The following is a 23,078-nucleotide window of genomic DNA, read 5'->3' on the forward strand; positions in this document are numbered from 1 at the left end:
GGAATATACAATGCAGAAAGTCGACAAGGTGGTGCTCGCCTACTCCGGTGGGCTGGACACCTCGATCATCCTCAAGTGGCTGAAGAACAACTATGACTGCGAAGTGGTCTGCATGACCGCCGACCTCGGTCAGGGCGAAGAGATGGACGGCATCGAGGAGAAGGCCCTCAAGACCGGCGCGGTCAAGGCCTACGTCGAGGACCTCCGCGAGGAGTTCGTCCGCGATTACGTCTTTCCCATGTTCCGGGCCAACGCCCTGTACGAGGGCCGCTACCTGCTCGGCACAGCCATCGCCCGGCCGCTGATCTCCAAGCGGATGGTCGAGATCGCCGAGATGGAGGGCGCCCAGGCCGTGTCCCACGGCGCCACCGGCAAGGGCAACGACCAGGTCCGTTTCGAGCTGGCCACCATGGCCCTGAACCCCCGGCTCAGGACCATCGCCCCGTGGCGCGAGTGGGAGCTGAAGTCCCGCACCGACCTGATCAATTTCGCCCAGGAGAACGACATCCCCATCCCGGTGAGCCGCACCAAGCCGTGGTCCATCGACGCCAACCTGCTGCACACCTCCTTCGAGGGCGGCGAGCTGGAAGATCCGTGGAACGCCCCCGGCCCGGACTGCTACCGCAACATCACCCCGCCCGAGCGCTGCCCGGACGAGCCCGAGGAGATCACCATCGACTTCGAGGCCGGTGATCCCATCGCCATCAACAGCGTGAAGTACTCCCCGGCGGCTCTGTTGGCCAAGCTCAACGAGCTGGGCGGCAGGCACGGCATCGGACGCATCGACATGGTCGAGAACCGGTTCGTGGGCATGAAGTCCCGCGGCGTGTACGAGACCCCCGGCGGGACCATCCTGGCCGCCGCCCACCGCGACCTGGAAGGGCTGTGCATGGACCGCGAGATGATGCACCTGCGCGACACCCTCATTCCCCGCTACGCCGAGATGGTGTACTACGGGTACTGGTTCTCCCCGGAGCGCGAGGCGCTGCAGGCCATGATCGACAAGTCCCAGGAGAAGGTCACCGGCACCGTCCGCGTGAAGCTGTACAAGGGCAACTGCGTGCCGCTGGGCCGCAAGTCCCCGTTCTCCCTGTACAACCCCGAGCTGGCCACCTTCGAGGAAGACTACGTGTATGACCAGGCCGACGCCGCCGGCTTCATCAAGCTGGTGGGGCTGCGCCTCAAGGGCCGCATGCAGCAGTCCAAATGGGGCGGCAAGGAAATCGAAGACTCCTGCGAGTAGACCGATGGCAGAAAAGAAGATGTGGGGCGGGCGGTTCGCCGAAGGAACGGCCGCGTCCATGGAGGCGTATTCCGAGTCGGTCTCCTTTGACCGGCTGCTGTACGCCGAGGACATTCGCGGCTCCCAGGCCCACGCCCGCATGCTGGCGAAGCAGGGCTTCCTGACGGACGACGAGGCAAAGATCATCTGCGACGGCCTGGACAAGGTCCGGGCTGAGATCGAGTCCGGCGAGTTCGTCTGGAAGACCGAGATGGAAGACGTGCACATGAACGTCGAGTCCCGGCTGACCGAGATCATCGGCCCCCTGGGCGGCAAGCTGCACACCGCGCGCAGCCGCAACGACCAGGTGGCCCTGGACTTCCGGTTGTTCGTCGCCGCGCGCCTTGCCGTGTGGAAGGAGCTCCTGGCCTCACTGGTCCGGACCTACGTGGACCGGGCCGAGGAGCACCGGGAGACCATGCTCCCCGGCTGCACCCACTTCCAGCCCGCCCAGCCCGTGAGCCTGGCCCACCATCTGCTGGCCTACTGCCAGATGTTCAAGCGGGACCACGAGCGCGTGGCCGACGCCCTGAAGCGGGTGCGGGTCATGCCGCTGGGCGCGGCGGCACTGGCCGGAACCACCCATCCCGTGGCTCCCGCTGTGGTGGCCGAGGACCTCGGTTTCGAGGCCGTCTTCGCCAACTCCATGGACGCCGTCAGCGACCGCGACTTCGTGCTGGAGGCCGTGTTCGACGGCTCCCTGATCATGGCCCACCTCTCGCGCATGTGCGAGGAGCTGATCATCTGGGCCAATCCGAACTTCGGCTACGTGAAGCTGCCGGACCAGTATTCCACCGGCTCCTCCATCATGCCCCAGAAGAAGAACCCGGACGCCTGCGAGATCATGCGCGGCAAGACGGGCAGGGTGGTCGGCGACCTCATGGGGCTGCTGGTCCTGATCAAGGGGCTGCCCATGACCTACAACCGGGACATGCAGGAGGACAAGGAGCCGTTCTTCGACGCGGACCGCACCGTGTCCGCCTCGCTCGGCATCATGGCCGACATGCTCCGGCTCATGGTGTTCGTGCCGGAAAAGATGGCGGCCACCGTCAAGCGCGGCTTCCTGAACGCCACCGAACTGGCCGACTACCTGGCCGCCAAGGGCGTTCCCTTCCGGGAGGCGCACCACATCACCGGCGCGGCCGTGGCCTACGCGGAGAAGAAAGGCGTCGGGCTGGAAGACCTGGAGCTTACGGAATTGCAGGAATTTTCCGGTGAAATCGGGGAAGACGTCTATGCGGTCCTCGACTATCAGGCGGCCATCGAGCGGCGGGCGACCCCCGGCGGGACCGGCCCAAAATCCGTGGCCGCCCAGATCGGCGCGCTGAAAGAATGGCTCGGCTCCCTGTAGCGGGGACGCCCGGCGCGGAGTTTTTTTGCAAAGTGTCTTGATTTTTGGGATAAGGGCATTAGTTTAAGATACCTTTAACCGTGAAGACAACGCTTCCGAGCCGGGCCTGCGGGCCGTTCATCTGACCTTTAGGGAGGACTCCCCTTTGAATAACCATATGAAAAATTTAGTAATCTGGGCGATCATATTCATCTTGATGGTCGTCCTGTTCAACCTTTTCAACCAGCCTCCGATGCCCAAGGACACGCCCTCCTACAGCGAGTTCCTGGCCATGGTGGACAGCGGGGCGGTGGCCCAGGTCAAGATACAGGGGCCGAAGATCACCGGCCTGAAAAGCTCCGGCGAGCAGTTCCAGACCTACGCCCCCGACGATCCGAACATGATCGAGAACCTCATTTCCAAGGGGGTCGAGGTCAAGGCGGAGCCGCCGGACGAGTCGCCGTGGTACCTGACCCTGCTCCTGTCCTGGTTCCCCATGATCCTGCTCATCGGCGTGTGGATATTCTTCATGCGCCAGATGCAGGGCGGCGGCAGCGGCGGACGCGGGGCCATGAGCTTCGGCCGCTCCAAGGCCCGGCTGATCAACGAGGAGACCGCCAAGGTCACCTTCGACGACGTGGCCGGCGTGGACGAGGCCAAGGAGGAGCTCTCCGAGGTCGTGGACTTCCTGCGCGAACCGCGCAAGTTCACCCGGCTCGGCGGGCGCATCCCCAAGGGCGTGCTCCTGGTGGGCGGCCCCGGCACCGGTAAGACCCTGCTGGCCCGCGCCGTGGCCGGCGAGGCGGGCGTGCCGTTCTATTCCATTTCCGGTTCGGACTTCGTGGAGATGTTCGTCGGCGTGGGTGCATCCCGCGTGCGCGACCTCTTCGCCCAGGGCAAGAAGAGCGCCCCCTGCCTGATCTTCATCGACGAAATCGACGCCGTGGGCCGCCAGCGCGGCGCAGGGCTCGGCGGCGGCCATGACGAGCGCGAGCAGACCCTGAACCAGCTGCTCGTCGAGATGGACGGCTTCGAGTCCAACGAGGGCGTCATCCTGGTGGCCGCCACCAACCGCCCCGACGTGCTCGACCCGGCCCTGCTCCGGCCCGGCCGCTTCGACCGCCAGGTGGTGGTTCCGAGCCCGGACCTGCGCGGCCGCGAGCGCATCCTCAAGGTGCACTGCCGCAAGACCCCGCTCTCTCCGGAGGTCAACCTGGAGGTCATCGCCAGGGGTACCCCCGGCTTCTCCGGCGCGGACCTGGAAAACCTGGTCAACGAGGCGGCGCTGGGTGCCGCCAAGATGGGCAAGGACCGCGTGGACATGTCCGACTTCGAGGAGGCCAAGGACAAGGTCATGATGGGCGGGCGCGAGCGCCGCTCCATGATCCTCTCCGAGGAGGACAAGCGGACCACGGCCTACCACGAGGCGGGTCACGCCCTTGTGGCCAAGCTGCTGCCCGGCACCGACCCGGTGCACAAGGTCTCGATCATCCCGCGCGGCCGCGCGCTGGGCGTGACCATGCAGCTTCCCGGCGAGGACCGGCACAATTATTCCAAGGAATTCCTCCAGAACAACATGGTCGTCCTCATGGGCGGCCGGGTGGCCGAGGAGGTCGTGTTCAACCAGCTGACCACCGGTGCCAGCAACGACATCGAGCGGGCCACCAAGACCGCCCACAACATGGTCTGCATGTGGGGCATGTCCGACAAGCTCGGGCCCATGAGCTTCGGCGACAACCAGGAGCAGGTCTTCCTGGGACGCGAGCTGATCCACAACAAGAACTACGGCGAGGAGACGGCCAAGCTGATCGACTCCGAGGTCCGGCGGTTCGTGGAGGAGGCCCACGAGAAGGCCACCAAGCTGCTCAAGGAGAATCGCGAGATCCTGGACGCCATCTCCCTGGCCCTGCTGGAACGCGAGACCATCACCGGCGACGACATCGACCTGCTCATGGCGGGCAAGCCGCTGCCGCCGCAGGAGCCGAACAACGGCGCGGGCGGGGGAGCCTCCGGCAACGGCCCGTCCGGCGGCCCGTCCGGCAACCCGTCCGGCTATGATGCCGAGGGACGCGTCGTGGGCTCTTCCGGCTCCGGGTACTCCCCGGTGAGCGAGAAGGCCGACGATTCGGGCGACGACTTCATCCTCGACGAGGGCGACGACGCTTCCGGCGGGGACGAGGGCGGCAAGAAACTGCAGTGATCGCTGGTTGGCGGATGATGAAAGATACGACATGGACAATCAAGGGGGGCAGGGTCTTGGGACCCGCCCCCTTTTTCATTGCTGGGATCGTCAATGTGACCCCGGACTCCTTTTACGACGGCGGGGCGCACCCCGACCGGGAGACGGGCGTGGCCCACGGCCTGAGCCTGGCCCGCGAGGGCGCGCACATCCTGGATGTGGGCGGCGAGTCCACCCGGCCCTATTCGGACCCGGTGAGCGAGGCCGAGGAGCTGGAGCGGGTGATTCCGGTGATCCGGGGGCTGGTCGAGGCCGGTACCTGCGCGGTCATCTCCGTGGACACCTACAAGGCGCGGGTGGCGGACGAGGCCCTCAAGGCGGGCGCGGCCATCGTCAACGACGTGTCCGGGTTCCGCTTCGAGCCGGAACTGCTGGACGTCCTTGCGGAGCACCAGCCCGGCTACGTGCTCATGCATTCCCTGGGCAGGCCCGAGGCGATGCAGGACGAGCCGCGCTACAACGACGTGGTCGGCGAGATCATGCAATTTTTCGAGGAGCGGCTGGCGGTGCTGGACCGCGCCGGGCTGCCCCTGGACCGGGTGGTCCTGGACCCCGGCATCGGGTTCGGCAAGACCCTGGCCCACAACCTGGACATCCTCAGGGAGATCGAGCGGTTCCACGCGCTGGGCCTGCCCTTGTACATGGGACTGTCCAACAAATCACTGTGGCAGGGGCTTTTGGGGCTGCCCGTGGACAAACGGCGCAACGCCACCCAGGCCGCCACGGCCCTGATGGCGGCCAAGGGCGTGCCCATTCATCGCGTGCACGAGGTGGAACTTGCGCGCCAGACGTTGACCATAGCTCGGGAATTGGCGTAGTTAAACAACATGTTTGAGCTTTTCGGCATACAAGTCACCTGGAGGGTCCTGCTCGACATCGGGCTGGTGGCCTTCATCTATTACAACATCATCGTCCTTGTGCGCGGCACGCGGGCGGCGGCGGTCCTGTACGGCCTGGTCATTGTGCTGGTCGTCTACTACATGGCCGAGAAACTCAACCTCTACACCCTGAACGCGCTGCTCGGCGAGTTCCTGACCTCCCTGTTCCTGGTGGTGGTCATCCTCTTCAAGACCGACATCCGCAAGGCCCTGGCCTCGGTGGGCACCAAGCGGTTCTGGACCAAGTCCAACGTCCGCGACGACACCCTGGACCAGTTGACCAAGGCGGTCATGACCATGTCCCACACCTCCACCGGGGCGATCATCGTCATCGAGAAGAACATGCCGCTGGGCGACATCATCGAGCGCGGCATCGAACTGGACGCCAAGGTCAACACCGAACTGATCGAAACCATTTTCGTCACCGACACTCCGTTGCACGACGGGGCGGTCATCGTGCGCCGCGACCGCATCGTGGCCGCGGCCTGCATCCTGCCCCTGTCCAACAAGCTGCGCGGCCAGCCCATGTACGGCACGCGCCACCGCGCGGCGCTCGGCATCTCCGAGGGATCGGACGCCATCACCATCGTGGTCTCCGAGGAGCGCGGCGAAGTGTCCGTGGCCATGAACGGCCGCCTGACCACCAGCCTGGACGAGACGCGGCTCAGGCGCGTGCTCAAGAACGCTTTGGGGCGCTGACATGCTGAAGAACTGGCAAACCATACTGCTGTCCGTGGCCCTGGCCGTGTTCACCTGGTTCCTGGTGACCGGCCGCGAGGTGGTCGAGACCTGGGTGGACATGCCCGTGGTCATGACCAATCCCCCGGAGGGACTGATCATCGAGGAAGGGCTGGTGGACAAGATCCAGATTCGGCTGCGCGGCCCCAAGGGGCTGGTGGGCAACCTCAACTCCCAGAACCTGACCTACCCGATCAACCTCAGCGACCTGAAGATCGGCGAGCGGGTGGTGGACATCGAGCCGGCCAAGATCCCGCTCTCGTCCACCTACGAGATCATCGAGGTCAAGCCCAACCGGCTGCGGCTTCGCGTCGACCGCCGCATTTCCAAGCAGATTTCCGTGGAGGCGGCCTGGTCCGGCAACCTCAACGCCGACTACAAGCTGCAGGAGGTCGTGGCCTCGCCCGACGTGGTGACCATCCGCGGCTCCGAGACCCTGCTCAGAAAAATTTCCAAGACCCGCGTGGTCCTGACCGAGGACTTCCCGGAGGACGTCCCCAGGTCGTGGACCGAGGACGTGGCCCTGGAATTGTCCGACGACATCGAGGCCAGCCCCGGCCAGGTGTCGGTGGAGGCGTTTTTCGCGCCCAAGACCCGCGAGATATGGGTCAAGGTCCCCCTTGAGATTCAGGACCCGGACGGGTACAAGGCGAGCGTCGCCCAGAAGTACGTCCGGCTGCTGATCGAAGGGCCCGTCTTCCTGTTCCACGACGACGAGTACCGCAAGGCCATCATCGCCACGGTCCTCCCCGGGAACAAGGTCACGCCCGGTACGTTCGAGCTCGACTACGACGTCACGCTGCCGGAAGGGTGCCGCCTGGAGAAGAAGAACCCCGAAACGGTGACCACCACCATCAAGAAAAACTAGGCCGCCCCAGGGCGGCATCCCGGAGCAATCCATGAAGCAGAGGCTTTTCGGAACCGACGGCCTGCGCGGTCAGGGGAACATCTTCCCCATGACCCCGGAAATCGCCCTCAGGCTCGGCCTGGCCGCCGGTCAATATTTTCGCAACGGCAACAAGCACCACCGCGTGGTCATCGGCAAGGACACCCGGCTGTCGGGCTACGTCTTCGAGACCGCGCTGACCAGCGGGCTGTGCGCCAACGGCATGGACGTCTTCCTGGTCGGCCCCATGCCCACCCCCGCCATTTCCTTCCTGACGCGGAACATGCGCGCCGACCTCGGCGTGGTCATCTCCGCGTCCCACAACCCGTTCATGGACAACGGCATCAAGTTCTTCGACCGCGACGGCTTCAAGCTGCCCGACGAGGTGGAGGACGAGATCAGCGAACTGGTCCTCAACGACAACACCCAGTGGGATTATCCCCCGGCCGAGGACGTGGGCCGCGCCCACCGCATCAACGACGCGACCGGGCGGTACATCGTCTACCTCAAGAACAGTTTTTCGCCCAAGCTCACCCTGGACGGCATGAAGATCGTCCTGGACTGCGCCAACGGCGCGGCCTACGGCGTGGCGCCCAAGGTCCTGGAGGAGCTGGGGGCCGAGGTCATCCCGGTGGGCGTTTCCCCGGACGGGCTGAACATCAACCGCAAGTGCGGCTCGCTCTACCCGGAGGTCATCGCCCGGATGACGGCGGAGGAGGGGGCCGACATGGGCATCGCCCTGGACGGCGACGCGGACCGGCTCATCGTCTGCGACGAGAAGGGGTGCATCCTGGACGGCGACCAGATCATGGCCCTGTGCGCCCTGGAGTTGATGGAGAAGGGCAGGTTGCCGGGCAACACCCTGGTGGCCACGGTCATGAGCAACATGGCGCTCGAACTGTTCATGAAGGACAACGGCGGGCGGCTGTTGCGCACGGACGTGGGCGACCGCTACGTGGTCGAGGCCATGCGCCGTGAAGGGTGCATGCTCGGCGGCGAGCAGTCCGGCCATCTCATTTTCATGGAACACTCCACCACCGGCGACGGGCTTTTGGCCGCGCTGCAACTGCTGCGCATCATGCGCGAGCGGGAGCGCCCCCTGTCCGAGCTGGCCGGGCTGCTGGAGCCGTTCCCCCAGGTGCTGCGCAACGTCCACGTCAAACGCAAGATTCCCTTTGACCAGGCCCCGGAGGTCCGGGAGGCGGTCCTCAAGGTCGAGACCGCGCTCAAGGGCAAGGGGCGGGTCCTGCTGCGCTATTCCGGCACCGAGGCGGTTTGCCGGGTGATGGTCGAGGGACCGGACGCGGCCAAAGTGGAGCTGTACACCGAGGATATCGTCCAAGCCTGTGAGAAACACCTGAAGTAGACCAACTACCAAGCGGAGGATCACATGGAAATCAAGAAAGCGGTCATTCCCGTAGCCGGATGGGGCACCCGTTCCCTGCCCGCCACCAAGAACGTTCCCAAGGAGATGCTGCCCATCTTCCGCAAGCCCATTGTCCAGTACATCGTGGAGGAGGGCATCGAGGCCGGGTTGAGCGACGTGGTCTTCGTCACCAACCAGAACAAGACCATCATCGAGGACCATTTCGACCGCAACTTCCTCCTGGAACAGCTCCTGGAGCGGGCGGGCAAGACCACGCTCCTGGAGGAAGTCCGGCGTGTGGCCGGGCTGGTCAACGTCATCGGCGTGCGCCAGAAGGAGCAGCTCGGCCTGGGCCATGCGGTGCTCACCGCCCGCGAGGTCTGCAAGAACGAGCCCTTCGCCGTCATGCTCGGCGACGACCTGATGTTCGGCGTGCACACCGGCATCGGCGAGCTGATCAAGGCCGCCAAGGAGACCGGCAAGGCCGTGGTCGGCGTCATCGAGGTGCCGGAGCACAAGGTCAGCAAGTACGGCATCATCAAGGGTGAGCGCATCGACCAGCACACCTACAAGGTGACCGAGCTGGTGGAGAAGCCCGCGGTCAAGGACGCCCCGTCCAACCTGGCCATCATCGGCCGGTACGTGCTCCTGCCGGAGATCTTCGACATCCTCGAAGGGCAGCGCGCGGGCGTGGGCGGCGAAATCCAGCTGACCGACGCCCTCCAGGGGCTGGCCGACCAGGACAAGCTCATCGCCGTGAAGCTCGGCGGCCAGCGGTTCGACGCGGGCGACTGGGTCGAGTACCTCACGGCCAACATCTATTTCGCCCTGCAGGACGAGGAGCTGCGCGACGATCTCGTCAAGCGCCTCAAGGAACTGCTTCCCTGCTCGTCCTAACGGAACCGGCGGGAGCAGGCTCCCGCCGCCAGGACCGGAAACCAGAGAGAACATGAAGATCATCTGCTCCCTATTGTTGGTGTGTCTGACCGCGCTGCCCTCCTTCGCCTTCATGCCCGACGGCGAGGAGCTGGCCGCGTCCCTGCGCAAGAACTACGGCCCCATGCGCTCCTGGCAGGCCAAGATGACCTTCCCGGACCAACCCGGCGTGTCGGTCGTCCTGTGGTATTCCTCGGGCCGCTGGCGGCAGGAGTGGCAGGCCGGCGACAAGGCCGTGGCCGTGGGCTCGCTGGGCAGCGTGGCCCGGGCGTGCACCGCCAGCGCTTTTCCGCTTTCGCCCCTGTTCGTCTGGATGGTTCCCGATCCCCTGGAGGCCTGGCAGGCGTGGGGCGTGGACGAAACCGTGGGCAACTTCGGGTTCTGCGGCGACCAGCCGTGCCTGATGCTCGGGGCCGATCCCATGGATCAATCCGCGCCCGCCGTGCACCTGAACAACGAGGACTATGCGCCCCTGCTGGTCCGGTACGGTTCCGAACTCGGCCCGATCACCGTGGAGTTCCTGGACTACAAGGCGTACGCGGGGTACCGCGTGCCGCAAAAGGTCCTGGTCCGGACCGGGGCGAGCGAGTTCGAGTGCGCCGTGGAGTGGCTGCGCATCAACGGCGCGGACAGCGAGGAGCTGTACGCCGTGGACGCCCTTGACCCCACTCCCTGCGCCGAGCCGCCCCAGCCGTTCGGCTTCCTGCGGGAGTCATTCCGGTATCCAGGGGCCAGGTAGGACCTCCCCATGGCCGATCTCTGGCAGGTAACGCTCGTCAGTCCGCCCTATGAGGCCTGGACCTACGGGCGGCCTTCCCATTTTCCGCCCCTCTCGCCGGGGCAGCGGGTGATCATTCCCTTCGGCAAGTCCCATCGGGCCGGCATCGTGGTCGGCCCGGCGGAGTGCGCGCCCAAGGGGGTCGAGATCAAGAACATGATCTGGCCCCTGGAGCCGGAACCGCTGCTCGACGCCGATTTCGTGGACATGGCCGTGAACCTGGCCCGCCGCCAGATGGTCAACGTGGGCCGCATCCTGGAGATCGCCCTGCCGCGCGGGCTGCGCACGGCGGCGGTGAGTTTCGCCGTGGACCGCCACATGACCGAGCGCGACCTGCCCGCAACGGCGCGCCCCTCGGACCTGGCCCGCGCCGGGGACCGCCCTGCGCCCGGGGGGTGCGCGGCGGGGGGGGGGACCCTAGGGAGCGGGGGTGGGCCCCCCCGCACCCCGCCCGCCTGCGCCCCGGAGGCCCGCGCCCGGGGACCGGGACCGGGCCGCGTTCCTGCGCCTCTGGCTGGACGGCCGCATGCGGGTCCGCGTCAATGCGCAGAAGGAAGCGGAGGAGCGGTTCGTCACCCTGCTGTCCGACCCGCCTTGGGCGGTGCGGCCCAACGCCAAGCGGCAACTCCGGCTGCTGGAACACCTTATGGAGAACGGGCCCCAGTCCCTCTATTCCCTGCGCTGCACCCTGGGCGACTGGACCGGCGGGGTGGCCGTCAAGCTGGAGAGCGCGGGCATCGTCACCCTGGGCGAGCTGACCGCCGACCGGCTGGCCGAGATCGACGGCGCGGGGAGCGCGGGCGGGGACGACCCCGGCTGCGCCTTCGAGCTGACCGGCGAGCAGCGGACCGCCCTGGACGAGATGACCGCCACCCTGGACGCGGGCGGCGGCGCGCACCTGGTCCACGGCGTGACCGGATCGGGCAAGACCGTGCTCTATATGGAGATGGCCCTCAGGCTGCTGGAGCGGGGACGGTCCGTGCTTTTCCTGGCCCCGGAGGTCGCCCTGGCCTGCCAGCTCTACCGCACCGTGGCCCGGCGGTTCCCGCAGTTCCGCACCCTTTTCTACCACGGCTACCAGAGCCCGAAGAAGCGGGAGGGGACCTTCCGCGAACTGGCCGGGGGCGACGGCCCGGTCCTTGTGGTCGGCACCCGGTCCGCCGTGTTCCTGCCGCTGCCGGACCTCGGGCTGGTGGTCATGGACGAGGAGCACGACGAATCCTTCAAGCAGGAGGACCGGCTGGCCTACCACGCCAAGGAGGTCGCCTGGTTTCGCGCGGCCCGCGCCAAGGGGCTGCTCCTGCTCGGCTCGGCCACGCCCGACGTCAAGACCTTCCACGCCGCCGCACAGGGGCTGATTCGGGTCTCGACCCTGCGCGAACGGGTGGGCGACAGCCAATTGCCCGAGGTGGAGCTGGTGGACATCTCCGCCCTGGAGCCCAAGCACAAGTCCCTGTCCCCCAAGGTGCGCGAGGCGTTGCTGGAGACGGTCAAGGCCGGGGAGCAGGTCATCGTCATGCTCAACCGGCGCGGCTACGCTCCGATCATGTACTGCCTGGACTGCACCGAGACCGTGCGCTGCCCGGACTGCGAGGTGGGCATGACCTACCACAAGGGGCGCGAGCGGCTGGTCTGCCACTATTGCGGGCGGAGCTATGCCTGGCCCCTGACCTGCCGCAAGTGCGGCGGCTCGAATTTCGTGCCCATGGGCGAAGGGACCGAGCAGCTGGAGGAGGTCCTGGAAGAGCTGCTGCCCGAAGGGACCGGCGTGCTCCGGCTGGACCGCGACGCCACCCGGCGGCAGGAGCGGCTGGAGGAGATACTCGGGGCCTTCGGGCGGGGCGAGGCCCAGGTCCTGGTGGGCACCCAGATGATCTCCAAGGGACACCATTTCCCCGGCGTGACCCTGGTGGTGGTCGCGGACGGCGACCTCGGTCTGAACCTGCCGGACTACCGCTCCTCGGAGCGCACCTTCCAGCTGCTGGTGCAGGTGGCGGGCAGGGCGGGGCGCGGCGACGATCCGGGGCGGGTGCTGATCCAGACGCGCAACCCAAATCATCCCATATGGAAGGAAATCCTGGGCGGCGATTACCCCGGTTTCTTCGAGCGCGAGGTCTCCCGGCGTACCGTGTTCCGCTATCCGCCGTTCTCGCGCATGGCCCTGGTGCGGATCAGCTATCCGGCGGACCTGGAGAACGGCCCGGTGGCGGTGGGCATCCTCGGCGAGGTGCTGCGCGAGCAGGGCAGGGCGCTGGACATCGCCGTGCTCGGCCCGGCCCCGGCTCCCCTGGCCATGCTGCGGGGCCGCAAGCGGTTCAACTGTTTGCTCAAATCCGACGACTGGGGCAAGGTGCGGACCCTCTACGCGGCCATGGCCCGGTCCAACCCCGACCCCAGGAACGTGCGCACCGGGCTGGACCTCGATCCCCTTTCGACCCTGTAAACCATCGACAGGGGCGGGTTTGTCGGCTACATTGCCCCATTATTCAAGATCACAAGGTAGTTGAACCATGAAATGCGTGAAATCATGCCTCTGGCTGACCGTCCTGTGCCTGCTGCTGGCCGCGCCCGCGTCCGCCCAGGAGTCCAAGGTCGGTTTCGTCAACCCGCAGCGGATCATCAACGAGTCCCGGATCGGCAAGATCGCCCAGGAGGACCTGGCCGGGCTCGGCAAGGAGAAGGACCGGCGCGTCCGCGACGCCCTGGCCAAGGTCAACAAGCTTCAGGAGAGCCTGAAGGAGGACGCCCTGTCCGTGAGCGAGCAGCAGTCCCGCGAGAATGCGCTGCGCACGACGGTGCGCGACTACGAGCGCCTGGTGGAAAACTCCAACCTGGAGATCCAGGCCGAGGAGCGCCGTCTGATCCAGTTCGTCATGCGCCATGCCGACTCCATCCTCAGGACCATAGCCCGCGAGCGGGGATTCACCATGATCCTGACCGACCCCGAGATCATCGGTTACGTGGACGGCTCCATGGACATTACCGACCGGGTGATCAAAGAACTCAACGCCTTGATCTAGGGTGCAGAACATGCGCAGAATCATTCCTTTCTTTTCCGCCCTGCTGTTGCTCCTGACCGCTTCCGGCGCCTTCGCCTTCGGCAAGATTGTTTACTCCGACAGGCCCCTGAACCTGCGCGAGACCCGTTCCGCATCCTCCGAATGGGTGGGCAGCCTCTATGCGGGCCAGAAGGTCCGGGTGGCCCACGAGGTGGACGGCTGGGTGGCCGTGTACGAGCCGGACGCCACGGACGACAGCGAAGCCAACGTTGTGGGGTACTCCAACGCCCGGTACCTGGTCGACAAACGCGGCCGGTACGAGCCCGAAACCTGGGGCGAGCTCGTCTACACCCCCCGCAAGCTCAACGTCCGGAACCTGCCTTCCACCAAGGGGCGCAAGGTCGACACCCTGGAGCCGGGCCAGCGGGTGATCGTCGATTTTCCCGAGGACGACTGGATTCGCGTATTCAAGCCCGGCGTGACCATCCGCTCCCGAATGAACGGCATCGGCTACAGCTTCGCCAAGTATTTTCAGCCCGTGACCGATGACGCGCCTGTCGCGCCGCCCGTGGCCGAGCAGGCCGCTCCGGCTCCGGCTCCGGCCCCGGCCCCTGCGCCCGCCCCGGCCCCTGAACCGGCAAAGGCCGAGCCCCCGCGCCGACCCGAATTCCGGCGGGTGGTCATGGCCGACGAGGTCAACGTGCACCAGAGCCGGACCACGAGTTCGCCCCTGGTGCGCACCCTGCGCCCCGGCGACGTGGTCCAGGTGGGACTGGTGGGCAACGGCTGGCTGGCCGTCTTCGCAGCCAACGACGTGATCCGTTCCGAGAGCAGCTCCCTCGGCTACTCCCTGCAGAACCTCATTGACGAGAAGTCCAAGCCCGCCGAGGACCTGGCCGCGCCCAGGCCGGTTGTGGCCGCGCCCGGAGCCTCTGCCGTGACCCGTCCCGTCCCCCCGGCCGCGCCCGCGCCCAAGGCGTCGACGCCTCCCGCGCCCCCGGCCGAACCGGTGGTCTCCGCCGAGGAACTCAAGGCCGAGGCCGTGAAATCCGGCTCGGAGCAGCAGACCATGGTCATCGACCGGACCGCCTTCGCCGATGCCAAACGGCCCGATCCCGCCCCGGACCAGAATGCCCACGGATACCAGTTCCGCTATCTGGAAAAGGCCGAGACCCGCGAGTACGGCGAACCCTGGATCATCCTCAAGGTGTTCCTGGCCACCACCAAGCTGCCCACGCGGGACCAGCTCAAGGACTTCGCCACCAGCCTGTGGAAGGACCACAAGCGGGTGACCAAGAACGTGGCGGTGCAGGTCTATCTGCCGGGCATGAACACCGAGGACTTGGCCTGGGGCGTGGTCAAGTTCGACGACAAGGAGATGCTCGAGCTGTGGACCCGCAGGGCGGCCCTGTTGGGGACCAAGTTCCTGTAGCGCCAAACCCGCAAAAAAAGCCCTCGCACGGAGAACCGCGCGAGGGCTTTTTTTTATTCGTCGTCCGGGGTCAGCCCAGCTCGCGTTCGAAAAAGAGGGGCACGGTTTTCTTCAGGTTGGTGCGCAGCCGGGGCTTCTTGCGGTCCGTGGCCGGGGCCTCGCGGGGGATCATGTACAGGCCGTGGCAGCTCTGGCATTCCCAGTGGTTTTCGCGCCGGTGCAGGTGGACCAGCAATCCGTCGCGGTCGTAGCAGACCTGGCAGAACGGGCCACGCCGTTCGTCCTCGTCGTTGAGCCAGTATTTCTGGCCGTCGAACTGGACTTTTTCAGCCAGGTCAAGGACTTCCGCCACTTCGGAGAGCTGTCGCTTGAGGGCCTCGTTCTCTTCGCAGACCGCCAGGAATTCTTCCTGCAAACTTTTGAGGAGCGCTTTGCCTTCTTCCAATCTTCCCGCCTCGAACAGGTCGAGGGCGCGCTTGAAACCGGTTGCCTGGAACAGTGTCGAAAACATGCCGGACTCTCCCGTTGCGTTATTTATCCACGGGGAACTTATCGGCAGGAAACCGTCCGGACTTTAGCCCGGGCGGAACATCTTTACACTGCCCGGAAAAGGGCATACGGTCTTTGCAGCTAGGGGGGCCTCTAATGAGGCTGAGATGGATCATTGCATCCGACCCTTTGAACCTGATTCGGGCAATACCGACGTAGGGAAGCTGCATCAAGATCGATTTTAGGTCATCATGACGCGCTTGCCTTACCGGGCAAGCGTTTTTTTTTGGCCTTTGGAGGAACTGTCATGAACGTGACCGTCAACGGCGGGGAGATGGAGCTGAGCTCCGACGCCACTGTCCTGACCCTGCTGGAACTGAAGAACCTCCCGTCCACGGGGGTGGTGGTCGAGCGCAACGGGGATATCGTCCCCGGCGAAGCGTTCGCGATCACCGCGCTCGAGGACGGGGATCACCTGGAGGTCCTCCGCTTCGTGGGCGGGGGCTAGGGAGAGGACATGAGCGAAGATTCATTCATCATCGGCGGCCGGGAACTCTCCAGCCGCCTGTTCACCGGAACCGGCAAATACGGCGACGACGCCGTCATCCCCGACGTCTGCGCGGCGTCCGGTTCCGAGGTTATCACCGTGGCCCTGCGGCGGGTGGACCTGGACGCAGCCACCGGCAACGTCATGGACCACATTCCCGACCACATGCAGCTGCTGCCCAACACCTCCGGGGCGCGCACGGCGGACGAGGCGGTGCGCATCGCCCGGCTGGCCCGCGCCATGGGGTGCGGCGATTGGATCAAGATCGAGGTCATTTCCGACAACCGCTATCTCCTGCCCGACGGTTTCGAAACCGTGAAGGCCACCGAAATCCTGGCCAAGGAGGGGTTCGTGGTCCTGCCCTACGTCAACGCCGACCTGTACGTGGCCAAGGCCCTTGCGGACGCCGGGGCCGCCGCGGTCATGCCGCTCGGCGCACCCATCGGCACCAACCGGGGCCTCAAGACGCGCGAGATGGTCCGCATCCTGATCGAGGAGATCGAGCTGCCGATCATCGTGGACGCGGGCATCGGGCGGCCCAGCGAGGCGTGCGAGGCCATGGAGATGGGCGCGGACGCGGTGCTGGTCAACACGGCCATCGCCACGGCCGCCGACCCGGTGCGCATGGCCGCCGCCTTCGGCGACGCGGTCCGGGCCGGGCGCGAGGCGTACCTGGCCGGCCCCGGGGCCAAGCGGGTCCTGGCCGACGCCTCCTCGCCCCTGACCGGATTCCTGGGAGGGCGGTAGGCCATGAGCTTTTATCCGCTTATCGCCGGGTACGCCGAGACCCTGCCCGACGAGGACTTCGCCGGGTTCACGGAAGCGGACGTGCGCCGGGCCATCCACCAGACCACGCTTTCAGTCCGGGATTTCATGGCGCTCATGTCCCCGGCGGCCTCCGGGCTGCTGGAAGAGATGGCGCAGGAGGCGAGCCGGGTCACGGCCCGGCAGTTCGGCAGGACCATCAGCCTGTTCACCCCGCTGTACCTGTCCAATTTCTGCACCAACCATTGCGTCTACTGCGGCTTCAACTGCCGCAACCAGATACACCGCTCCATGCTGACCCTGGACCAGGTGGACGCCGAGGGGCAGGCCATCGCGGCCACGGGCCTCAAGCACCTGCTCATCCTCACCGGCGACGCTCCGGCCAAGGCGGGCGTGGACTATCTGGAGGCGTGCACCCGCGTGCTGGCCAGGTATTTCCCGTCGGTCTCCGTCGAGGTCTTCGCCCTGACCGAGGAGGAATACGCCAGGCTCAATCGCGCGGGTGTCGACGGGCTGACCATGTTCCAGGAGACCTACGACGAGGCGTTGTACGCGACCCTGCATCCCAAGGGTCCCAAGCGGGACTTCCGGTTCAGGCTGGACGCGCCCGAGCGCGGCTGCCGCGCGGGGTTGCGTACGGTCAACATCGGCGCGCTTCTCGGGTTGGGCGACTGGCGGCGGGACGCGCTGCTGACCGGACTGCACGCGGCCTACCTGATCCATCGCTATCCGCAGACCGAGATCGCGGTCTCCCTGCCGCGCATGCGCCCCCACGCCGGGGGCTGGCAGCCCGCGACCATTGCCGACGACCGCGACATGGTCCAGTTCATGACCGCGCTCAGGCTGTTCCTGCCCCGCGTGGGCATCACCATCTCCACCCGGGAGGACGCGCGGTTCCGCGAGAACATCCTGCCCCTGGGCGTGACCCGCATGTCGGCGGGCGTGTCCACGGCCGTGGGCGGCCATTCGGACGAGGGCAGCGACGACGAGAACACCGGCCAGTTCGAGATCAGCGACGGACGCAGCGTGGACGAGATGTGCGCGGCCCTGCGCGCCAGGGGCTACCAGCCCGTGTTCAAGGACTGGGAGCCGATACTCGAACCGGCAAAGGAGGCCGTATGAACGATGTCGAGCAAGGCATAGCGACCCATCTGGGAGAGGCCAGGCTGCGCTTTTTGCAGCACTTCACCATCGGCATCGCCGGGTGCGGCGGGCTGGGGTCCAACTGCGCCATGCATTTGGTGCGCAGCGGGTTTAAAAAATTCGTGCTGGTGGACTTCGACCGCGTGGAATTCTCCAACCTCAACCGCCAGGCGTTCACCAGGGACCAGGTGGGCCAGTTCAAGGCCGACGCCCTGGCCGCGAACATGCGCGCAGTAAATCCGGACCTGGAGATCGGCGCGCACATCGAGCGGGTGGACCTGACCCTGGTCAAGCGCATCTTCATCGGCTGCGAGGCCGTGGTCGAAGCCTTTGACCGGCCCGCCGCCAAGCAGCGGCTGGTCGAGGCCCTGCTGCCCACGGGGTGCCTGGTGGTCTCGGCCTCCGGTATCGGCGGGTGCGGCAACGGCGACGCCCTGGTAACCCACAAGGTGCGCGACAACTTCTATCTGGTGGGCGACGGCGTGACCGAGTGCGCGGGGGACACCCCGCCCCTGTCCCCCAGAGTGGGCATCGCCGCCGCCAAGCAGGCGGACGTGATCCTCACCTACTTCCTGGACAGGTTCGCCATAGAGGGGGTGGCCTGATGGCAGGGATCAACCGCGCGAACATTCTGGATACGGACCTCTATTGCCTGACCGCCGAGAAATTCTCCCTGGGGCGGTCCAACGTCGAGGTGGTCCGGGCCATGCTCGACGCGGACGTCCGGCTCATCCAGTACCGCGAGAAGGAGAAGAAGGCGGGCACCAAGCTCGAAGAGTGTCTTCGCATCCGCGAGATGACCCGTGAGGCCGGGGCCGCCTTCATCGTCAACGACGACATCGACATCGCCATCCTGGTGGGCGCCGACGGCGTCCACGTCGGGCAGGAGGACCTGCCCATCGAGCGGGTCCGCGAGCTGGTGGGCGAGGACATGGCCATCGGCCTGTCCACCCACAGCCCGGCCCAGGCCCTGGATGCGGTGCGGCGCGGCGCGGATTATATCGGCGTCGGCCCGATTTTCCGGACCTACACCAAGGACGACGTGGTCGACCCGGTGGGGTTCGAATACCTGGAACACGTGGTCGCGGAACACGACATCCCGTTCGTGGCCATCGGCGGCATAAAGCAACACAACATCGCCGAGGTTGTCCGGCGGGGGGCGCGCTGCGTGGCCCTGGTCACGGAGATCGTCGGCGATAAGGACATTGCAGGGAAAATAACCGCGCTCAGGGCAGAGATCCGAGCCGCGAAGGAGTAATCATGGACTATACTACCCAGATGGACGCCGCCCGTAAGGGCATCGTCACCGAACAGATGGAAACCGTGGCCCGCAAGGAGAACATGCGCGTCGAAGACCTCATGGCCCGGATGGCCAAGGGGACGGTCATCATTCCGGCCAACAGGAACCACCTCAACATCGACCCCGAGGGCGTGGGCGACGGGCTGCGCACCAAGATCAACGTCAACCTCGGCATCTCCAAGGACTGCTGCAACATCGACGTGGAGATGGAGAAGGTCCGCCACGCCCTGAAGCTCGGCGCGGAATCCATCATGGACCTGTCCAACTTCGGCAAGACCCGCGAGTTCCGCCAGGCCCTGGTCAAGGAGTCCGGGGCCATGATCGGCACCGTGCCCATCTACGACGCGGTGGGCTTTTACGAGAAGAACCTGTCCGACATCACGGCGGACGAGTTCTTCAAGGTCGTGGAGGCCCACGTCGAGGACGGCGTGGACTTCCTGACCATCCACTGCGGCATGAATCGGCGCACGGCCGAGCGTATCGACAAGCACGACCGGTTGACGTCCATCGTCTCGCGCGGCGGCTCCCTGCTGTACGCCTGGATGAAGCACAACGACGCCGAGAACCCGTTCTACGAATACTACGACCGGCTGCTCGACATCTGCGAGAAATACGACGTCACCCTGAGCCTGGGCGACGGCTGCCGTCCCGGCTCCATCCACGACGCCACGGACGCGGTGCAGGTCCAGGAGATGATCGAGCTGGGCGAGCTGACCAAGCGCGCCTGGGAGCGCAACGTGCAGGTCATGATCGAGGGCCCGGGCCATATGGCGCTGAACGAGATCGCGGCCAACATGGTCCTGGAGAAGCGGCTGTGCCACGGCGCGCCGTTTTATGTGCTCGGTCCGCTGGTCACGGACGTGGCCCCCGGCTACGACCACATCACCTCGGCCATCGGCGGGGCCGTCGCGGCCGCGTCCGGGGCCAATTTCCTGTGCTACGTCACTCCGGCGGAACACCTCCGCCTGCCCACCCTGGACGACATGAAGGAGGGCATCATCGCCTCGCGCATCGCGGCTCACGCCGCGGACATCGCCAACGGTCTGCCCGGTGCGCGCACCTGGGACGACAAGATGTCCCAGGCCCGCGCCGACCTGGACTGGGAAGCCATGTTCTCCCTGTCCATGGACGAGGAGAAGGCCCGCGCCTACCGCGAATCCTCCAAGCCCGAGCATGAGGATTCCTGCTCCATGTGCGGCAAGATGTGCGCCGTGCGCACCATGAAGCGGCTCAAGGAAGGCAAGAACATCCAGCTCGACGACTAGCCGTCGCCGGTCCGAAGTCACACGGCCCCGGAGGTTCGCCTCCGGGGCCGTTTTCATTTATGGCGAAGATGATAATTTATAAATAATTGTTGCCTGGTAGCCGTCATGTGATATTTTTTGTCAAATCCCTTTCATTCGGACGGGAAGAGCTTTCGAGGTATCATGCATATGGTCAGGAACGGTTCACGCAAACCCTCGCAGGGGATGGATCTTCTCCGCATGGGGATTATTGACGAGGGCGAAGGTGCAGCCGAGAAATTCGGTGACCTCTTCGGCCCCGATTTCGAGGTCAGGGCGCTGGATCCGGACTGTCTGAACGAGCGACAGTGCGCGGACCAGGCTTCGCCCCACATGCTCCTCTACGTCTGCCGCGACCACGGTGAGATTGCCCGCGAGCGCATTGAGCGAATCCGTTTCCTGTGGCCGAGGACCATCGTCATCCTGCTCATGCCCGCCGTCCAGGGCGAAGATCAGATTCGCGAGGCGACCTATATCCCGGCCCACAAGGTCGTTTTCAAGCCCCATTCCCGGCAGCGCATTTACTCAATCGTGGAGAACTACCGCAGCCTGATCATCGCCAGCGACGGACAGGGCCGGGGCGACATCCTGCTCTCCTGCCTGATGGAGCTGGCCGGTGGGATGCAGCCCGAATTGTATGTGGCCTACAACCGCCTGACGCCGTTCATCCTGTCCATCTGCGAGCTGCTCGGCTGTGACTGGCGTAGCGTGCAGCGGGTCTTTACCCTGTTCCTGGTGTTGCTGTCGAACATGGACGACCAGAGCGCCGGGGTCTTGATGCACGGCGCCGGGAGCAAGAAGGGCATAGTCCGCGACGCCTATAATCAACTGCGGATGCTGGCCGACCTGCTGGCCATGAGCGAACCCACAGAGGGCATGGGTGAAGGGCTCAAGTACGTCCTCAAGCGGTACGACGGCGAAGGGCTGCCCGATGACGGCGTGTCCGGGAGCGATATCCCCGGTTCGAGCCGGATCGTGCGGGTGTTGCTCGACTACAACGCGCTGCTGCAGGGCGGCAAGAGCGGGGCCCAGGCCCTGTCCATCATGCGTTGGCACAAGGGCTGGTATGACGCGGAGGTGCTTGGCGTTCTGGCCAACATTCTCGGCGAAGAGGGGCGGCAGTACACCAGGGAGGTCTATCCGCTGGGGCTGACCCCGGGCATGGTGGTGGCCGAGGACGTCTACGGCGAGGTGGACGGCAAGCGGGTCAAGGTCATCTCCCGCAACGAAGTGCTCTCCGAGGACGCGGTCGACTACCTGCAGCGGCACAGCGACGACATCCTGGACATCACGGAGCCGATCAAGATCGTCGAAGACACGGCGGAGGAGGTCACCGTCTGATGCTCAAGGAAATTTCCGTCCGCCGTTTGACGCCGGGCATGTACGTCTCCCTCAGAAACGTCCCGTGGTTTCGTCATCCCTTTCTACGCTCCAGCTTCGAGATCAAGAACCGGGAAGAGGTCCGGGAGATCATCGCCATCGGAAGAGAGACGGTTCTTTATGATCCGGAAAAGAGCAAGGCCGAGCCGCTGAAGGCCGACTCCCGGATCAAGGTCGACGCCGCCACCGCGAAGAGCGCGGTGAGCCATTCCCGGATGAAGTTCGAGAAGGCGTCCGAACTGCGGGCGCGGCGGGTCAAGTTCCAGCGAATGGAGGAAAATTTCGAGAAGGCCGTGGTCGAGTCCAGGGTCTTCATGAGCGGAGTCATGAGCGGAGAGGTGGCCCGCTGCGAGGAGGCGAAGAAAACGGCCCTGCAGATGTCCAGGGTGTTCCTGGAGGAGACCGAGATGTGCGTCAGCTTCATCAACGCCTCCGCCACCGACGATGGCCAGGAATTCCATTCCCTGAACGTCATGACCCTCTCCCTGATGCTCGGTGCGGATCTTGGCTACGATGCCGAGAGCATGGCCGACCTGGCCTTCGGCGGATTGATGCACGACATAGGGCTGCTCAAGCTGCCCAAAGGGCTGCAGATCAAGCCCAACCGCTCTCCGGCCGAAACGAAGATGTTCCAGGAGCATCCCCGGCTGGGGGTGTCGGTGCTGTCGAGGATGCCGGACATCAGCAGGGACGTGATGAAGATCGTCTACCAGCACCATGAGGAATGCACCGGGCGCGGCTATCCCAAGGGGGCCACCAAGGCCGGGATCATACCTCCGGCCCGCATCGTGGCCATCGCCGATACCTACGACCGGTTGATCAATACGCGCGACCCGTCCAAGGCGGTCTCGCCGCACAAGGCGTTGGCCCTGATGTTCGGGAAATACAAGGATCGGTTCGATCCGGACATGCTGACCCGGTTCATAAAGATTCTCGGCGTGTACCCGCCCGGCACCGTCTGCCGGTTCACTTCCGGGGATATCGGGGTGATCATGTCGGTGGACCCCAAAGACCTTCTCCATCCCGAGGTCATCCTCTTCGACCCGGCCATACCCAAGCACGAAGCGATCATCTACCGGCTGGGCATCGACCTCGATATCGTGGTCGAATCCACCCTGCGCCCGGACGAACTTGACGCTGAAGCATTCAACTACCTGAACTCGCGTACTAAAATTCAGTATTATCCGTCTCCCTGCGGTCACTGACCCGGCGTCCGGGACTCCTTGCCGTTTCGCGCGATCACTGCGCGGCAGCGGGAGCAGGGGGGCATGCCGGCGGCTGAAGAAACCGGCAGAGCAGGGGGGATT

At 65.6% G+C, this 23,078-nt stretch carries 21 protein-coding genes, 1 pseudogene and 1 riboswitch; of the genes and pseudogenes, 21 read left to right on the plus strand and 1 reads right to left on the minus strand.

Annotation, left to right across the window (positions count from 1 at the left end; genetic code table 11):
- Positions 1 to 10 precede the first annotated feature (10 nt).
- The 13 genes and pseudogenes from AWY79_RS09840 (at position 11) to AWY79_RS18815 (ending at position 14,864) form a co-directional block, all read left to right on the plus strand.
- Complete coding sequence (locus tag AWY79_RS09840) at positions 11 to 1,243, plus strand: argininosuccinate synthase (RefSeq protein ID WP_066803029.1); 1,233 nt, start codon at positions 11 to 13, stop codon at positions 1,241 to 1,243.
- Positions 1,244 to 1,247: 4 nt separating this feature from the next.
- The gene (argH, locus tag AWY79_RS09845) at positions 1,248 to 2,633 is read left to right on the plus strand and encodes an argininosuccinate lyase (RefSeq protein WP_066803031.1); all 1,386 of its coding nucleotides are present in this window, start codon (positions 1,248 to 1,250) and stop codon (positions 2,631 to 2,633) included.
- Positions 2,634 to 2,778: 145 nt separating this feature from the next.
- Positions 2,779 to 4,812, plus strand: coding sequence for an ATP-dependent zinc metalloprotease FtsH (gene ftsH / locus AWY79_RS09850; protein WP_066803033.1), 2,034 nt, complete (start codon positions 2,779 to 2,781; stop codon positions 4,810 to 4,812).
- A 14-nt stretch (positions 4,813 to 4,826) separates the two neighbouring features.
- On the plus strand, positions 4,827 to 5,669 hold the full coding sequence (gene folP, locus AWY79_RS09855; RefSeq protein WP_066803035.1) for a dihydropteroate synthase: 843 nt from the start codon (positions 4,827 to 4,829) through the stop codon (positions 5,667 to 5,669).
- 9 nt (positions 5,670 to 5,678) lie between these two features.
- Positions 5,679 to 6,428, plus strand: coding sequence for a diadenylate cyclase CdaA (cdaA, locus tag AWY79_RS09860; protein ID WP_066803039.1), 750 nt, complete (start codon positions 5,679 to 5,681; stop codon positions 6,426 to 6,428).
- 1 nt (position 6,429) lies between these two features.
- Entirely contained in the window at positions 6,430 to 7,335 is a 906-nt protein-coding gene (locus AWY79_RS09865; RefSeq protein WP_066803042.1) for a CdaR family protein, read from the plus strand.
- Positions 7,336 to 7,366: 31 nt separating this feature from the next.
- Entirely contained in the window at positions 7,367 to 8,719 is a 1,353-nt protein-coding gene (gene glmM / locus AWY79_RS09870; RefSeq protein WP_066803046.1) for a phosphoglucosamine mutase, read from the plus strand.
- A gap of 24 nt (positions 8,720 to 8,743) precedes the next feature.
- Positions 8,744 to 9,616, plus strand: coding sequence for a UTP--glucose-1-phosphate uridylyltransferase GalU (gene galU / locus AWY79_RS09875; RefSeq protein WP_066803049.1), 873 nt, complete (start codon positions 8,744 to 8,746; stop codon positions 9,614 to 9,616).
- A gap of 52 nt (positions 9,617 to 9,668) precedes the next feature.
- Positions 9,669 to 10,394, plus strand: coding sequence for a hypothetical protein (locus tag AWY79_RS09880; protein ID WP_066803052.1), 726 nt, complete (start codon positions 9,669 to 9,671; stop codon positions 10,392 to 10,394).
- A 9-nt stretch (positions 10,395 to 10,403) separates the two neighbouring features.
- A pseudogene (locus AWY79_RS19355) lies at positions 10,404 to 10,646 on the plus strand (primosomal protein N' family DNA-binding protein); the annotation flags it as partial.
- Positions 10,647 to 10,863: 217 nt separating this feature from the next.
- A complete protein-coding gene (gene priA, locus AWY79_RS09885) occupies positions 10,864 to 12,876 on the plus strand; it encodes a replication restart helicase PriA (protein ID WP_233490896.1) in 2,013 nt (670 codons plus the stop codon).
- Positions 12,877 to 12,943: 67 nt separating this feature from the next.
- Positions 12,944 to 13,453, plus strand: a complete 510-nt coding sequence (locus tag AWY79_RS09890; protein ID WP_066803055.1) for an OmpH/Skp family outer membrane protein — start codon at positions 12,944 to 12,946, stop codon at positions 13,451 to 13,453.
- Between the two features lie 10 nt (positions 13,454 to 13,463).
- Positions 13,464 to 14,864, plus strand: coding sequence for an SH3 domain-containing protein (locus tag AWY79_RS18815; RefSeq protein WP_066807159.1), 1,401 nt, complete (start codon positions 13,464 to 13,466; stop codon positions 14,862 to 14,864).
- A gap of 70 nt (positions 14,865 to 14,934) precedes the next feature.
- Here the strand turns inward: AWY79_RS18815 and AWY79_RS09900 are convergent, their stop codons facing one another.
- Entirely contained in the window at positions 14,935 to 15,375 is a 441-nt protein-coding gene (locus tag AWY79_RS09900) for a hypothetical protein (protein WP_066803058.1), read from the minus strand.
- Positions 15,376 to 15,486: 111 nt separating this feature from the next.
- A riboswitch (TPP riboswitch) is annotated at positions 15,487 to 15,592 on the plus strand.
- A 68-nt stretch (positions 15,593 to 15,660) separates the two neighbouring features.
- On the opposite strand from AWY79_RS09900, the gene thiS reads away from it, so the two are divergent.
- The 8 genes from thiS to AWY79_RS09940 all read left to right on the plus strand — a co-directional run bounded on the left by thiS (position 15,661) and on the right by AWY79_RS09940 (position 22,976).
- Positions 15,661 to 15,861 carry a sulfur carrier protein ThiS gene (gene thiS / locus AWY79_RS09905; RefSeq protein WP_066803061.1) on the plus strand — a complete coding sequence of 67 codons (201 nt, stop codon included), beginning with the start codon at positions 15,661 to 15,663 and terminating at the stop codon, positions 15,859 to 15,861.
- Positions 15,862 to 15,870: 9 nt separating this feature from the next.
- Complete coding sequence (locus tag AWY79_RS09910) at positions 15,871 to 16,647, plus strand: thiazole synthase (RefSeq protein WP_066803064.1); 777 nt, start codon at positions 15,871 to 15,873, stop codon at positions 16,645 to 16,647.
- A 3-nt stretch (positions 16,648 to 16,650) separates the two neighbouring features.
- A complete protein-coding gene (gene thiH / locus AWY79_RS09915) occupies positions 16,651 to 17,787 on the plus strand; it encodes a 2-iminoacetate synthase ThiH (RefSeq protein ID WP_066803067.1) in 1,137 nt (378 codons plus the stop codon).
- Positions 17,784 to 18,413, plus strand: coding sequence for a sulfur carrier protein ThiS adenylyltransferase ThiF (thiF, locus tag AWY79_RS09920; protein ID WP_066803070.1), 630 nt, complete (start codon positions 17,784 to 17,786; stop codon positions 18,411 to 18,413). The genes thiH and thiF overlap by 4 nt, the downstream gene beginning before the upstream one ends.
- Positions 18,413 to 19,066, plus strand: coding sequence for a thiamine phosphate synthase (thiE, locus tag AWY79_RS09925; protein ID WP_066803072.1), 654 nt, complete (start codon positions 18,413 to 18,415; stop codon positions 19,064 to 19,066). The genes thiF and thiE overlap by 1 nt, the downstream gene beginning before the upstream one ends.
- Before the next feature lie 2 nt (positions 19,067 to 19,068).
- On the plus strand, positions 19,069 to 20,373 hold the full coding sequence (thiC, locus tag AWY79_RS09930) for a phosphomethylpyrimidine synthase ThiC (protein ID WP_066803075.1): 1,305 nt from the start codon (positions 19,069 to 19,071) through the stop codon (positions 20,371 to 20,373).
- 204 nt (positions 20,374 to 20,577) lie between these two features.
- Positions 20,578 to 21,732 carry an HD domain-containing phosphohydrolase gene (locus tag AWY79_RS09935; RefSeq protein ID WP_066803078.1) on the plus strand — a complete coding sequence of 385 codons (1,155 nt, stop codon included), beginning with the start codon at positions 20,578 to 20,580 and terminating at the stop codon, positions 21,730 to 21,732.
- The gene (locus AWY79_RS09940) at positions 21,732 to 22,976 is read left to right on the plus strand and encodes an HD-GYP domain-containing protein (protein ID WP_066803081.1); all 1,245 of its coding nucleotides are present in this window, start codon (positions 21,732 to 21,734) and stop codon (positions 22,974 to 22,976) included. The genes AWY79_RS09935 and AWY79_RS09940 overlap by 1 nt, the downstream gene beginning before the upstream one ends.
- The last annotated feature ends 102 nt before the right edge of the window (positions 22,977 to 23,078 follow it).

The sequence above is a fragment of the Pseudodesulfovibrio indicus genome, from assembly GCF_001563225.1.
Classification (GTDB): domain Bacteria; phylum Desulfobacterota; class Desulfovibrionia; order Desulfovibrionales; family Desulfovibrionaceae; genus Pseudodesulfovibrio; species Pseudodesulfovibrio indicus.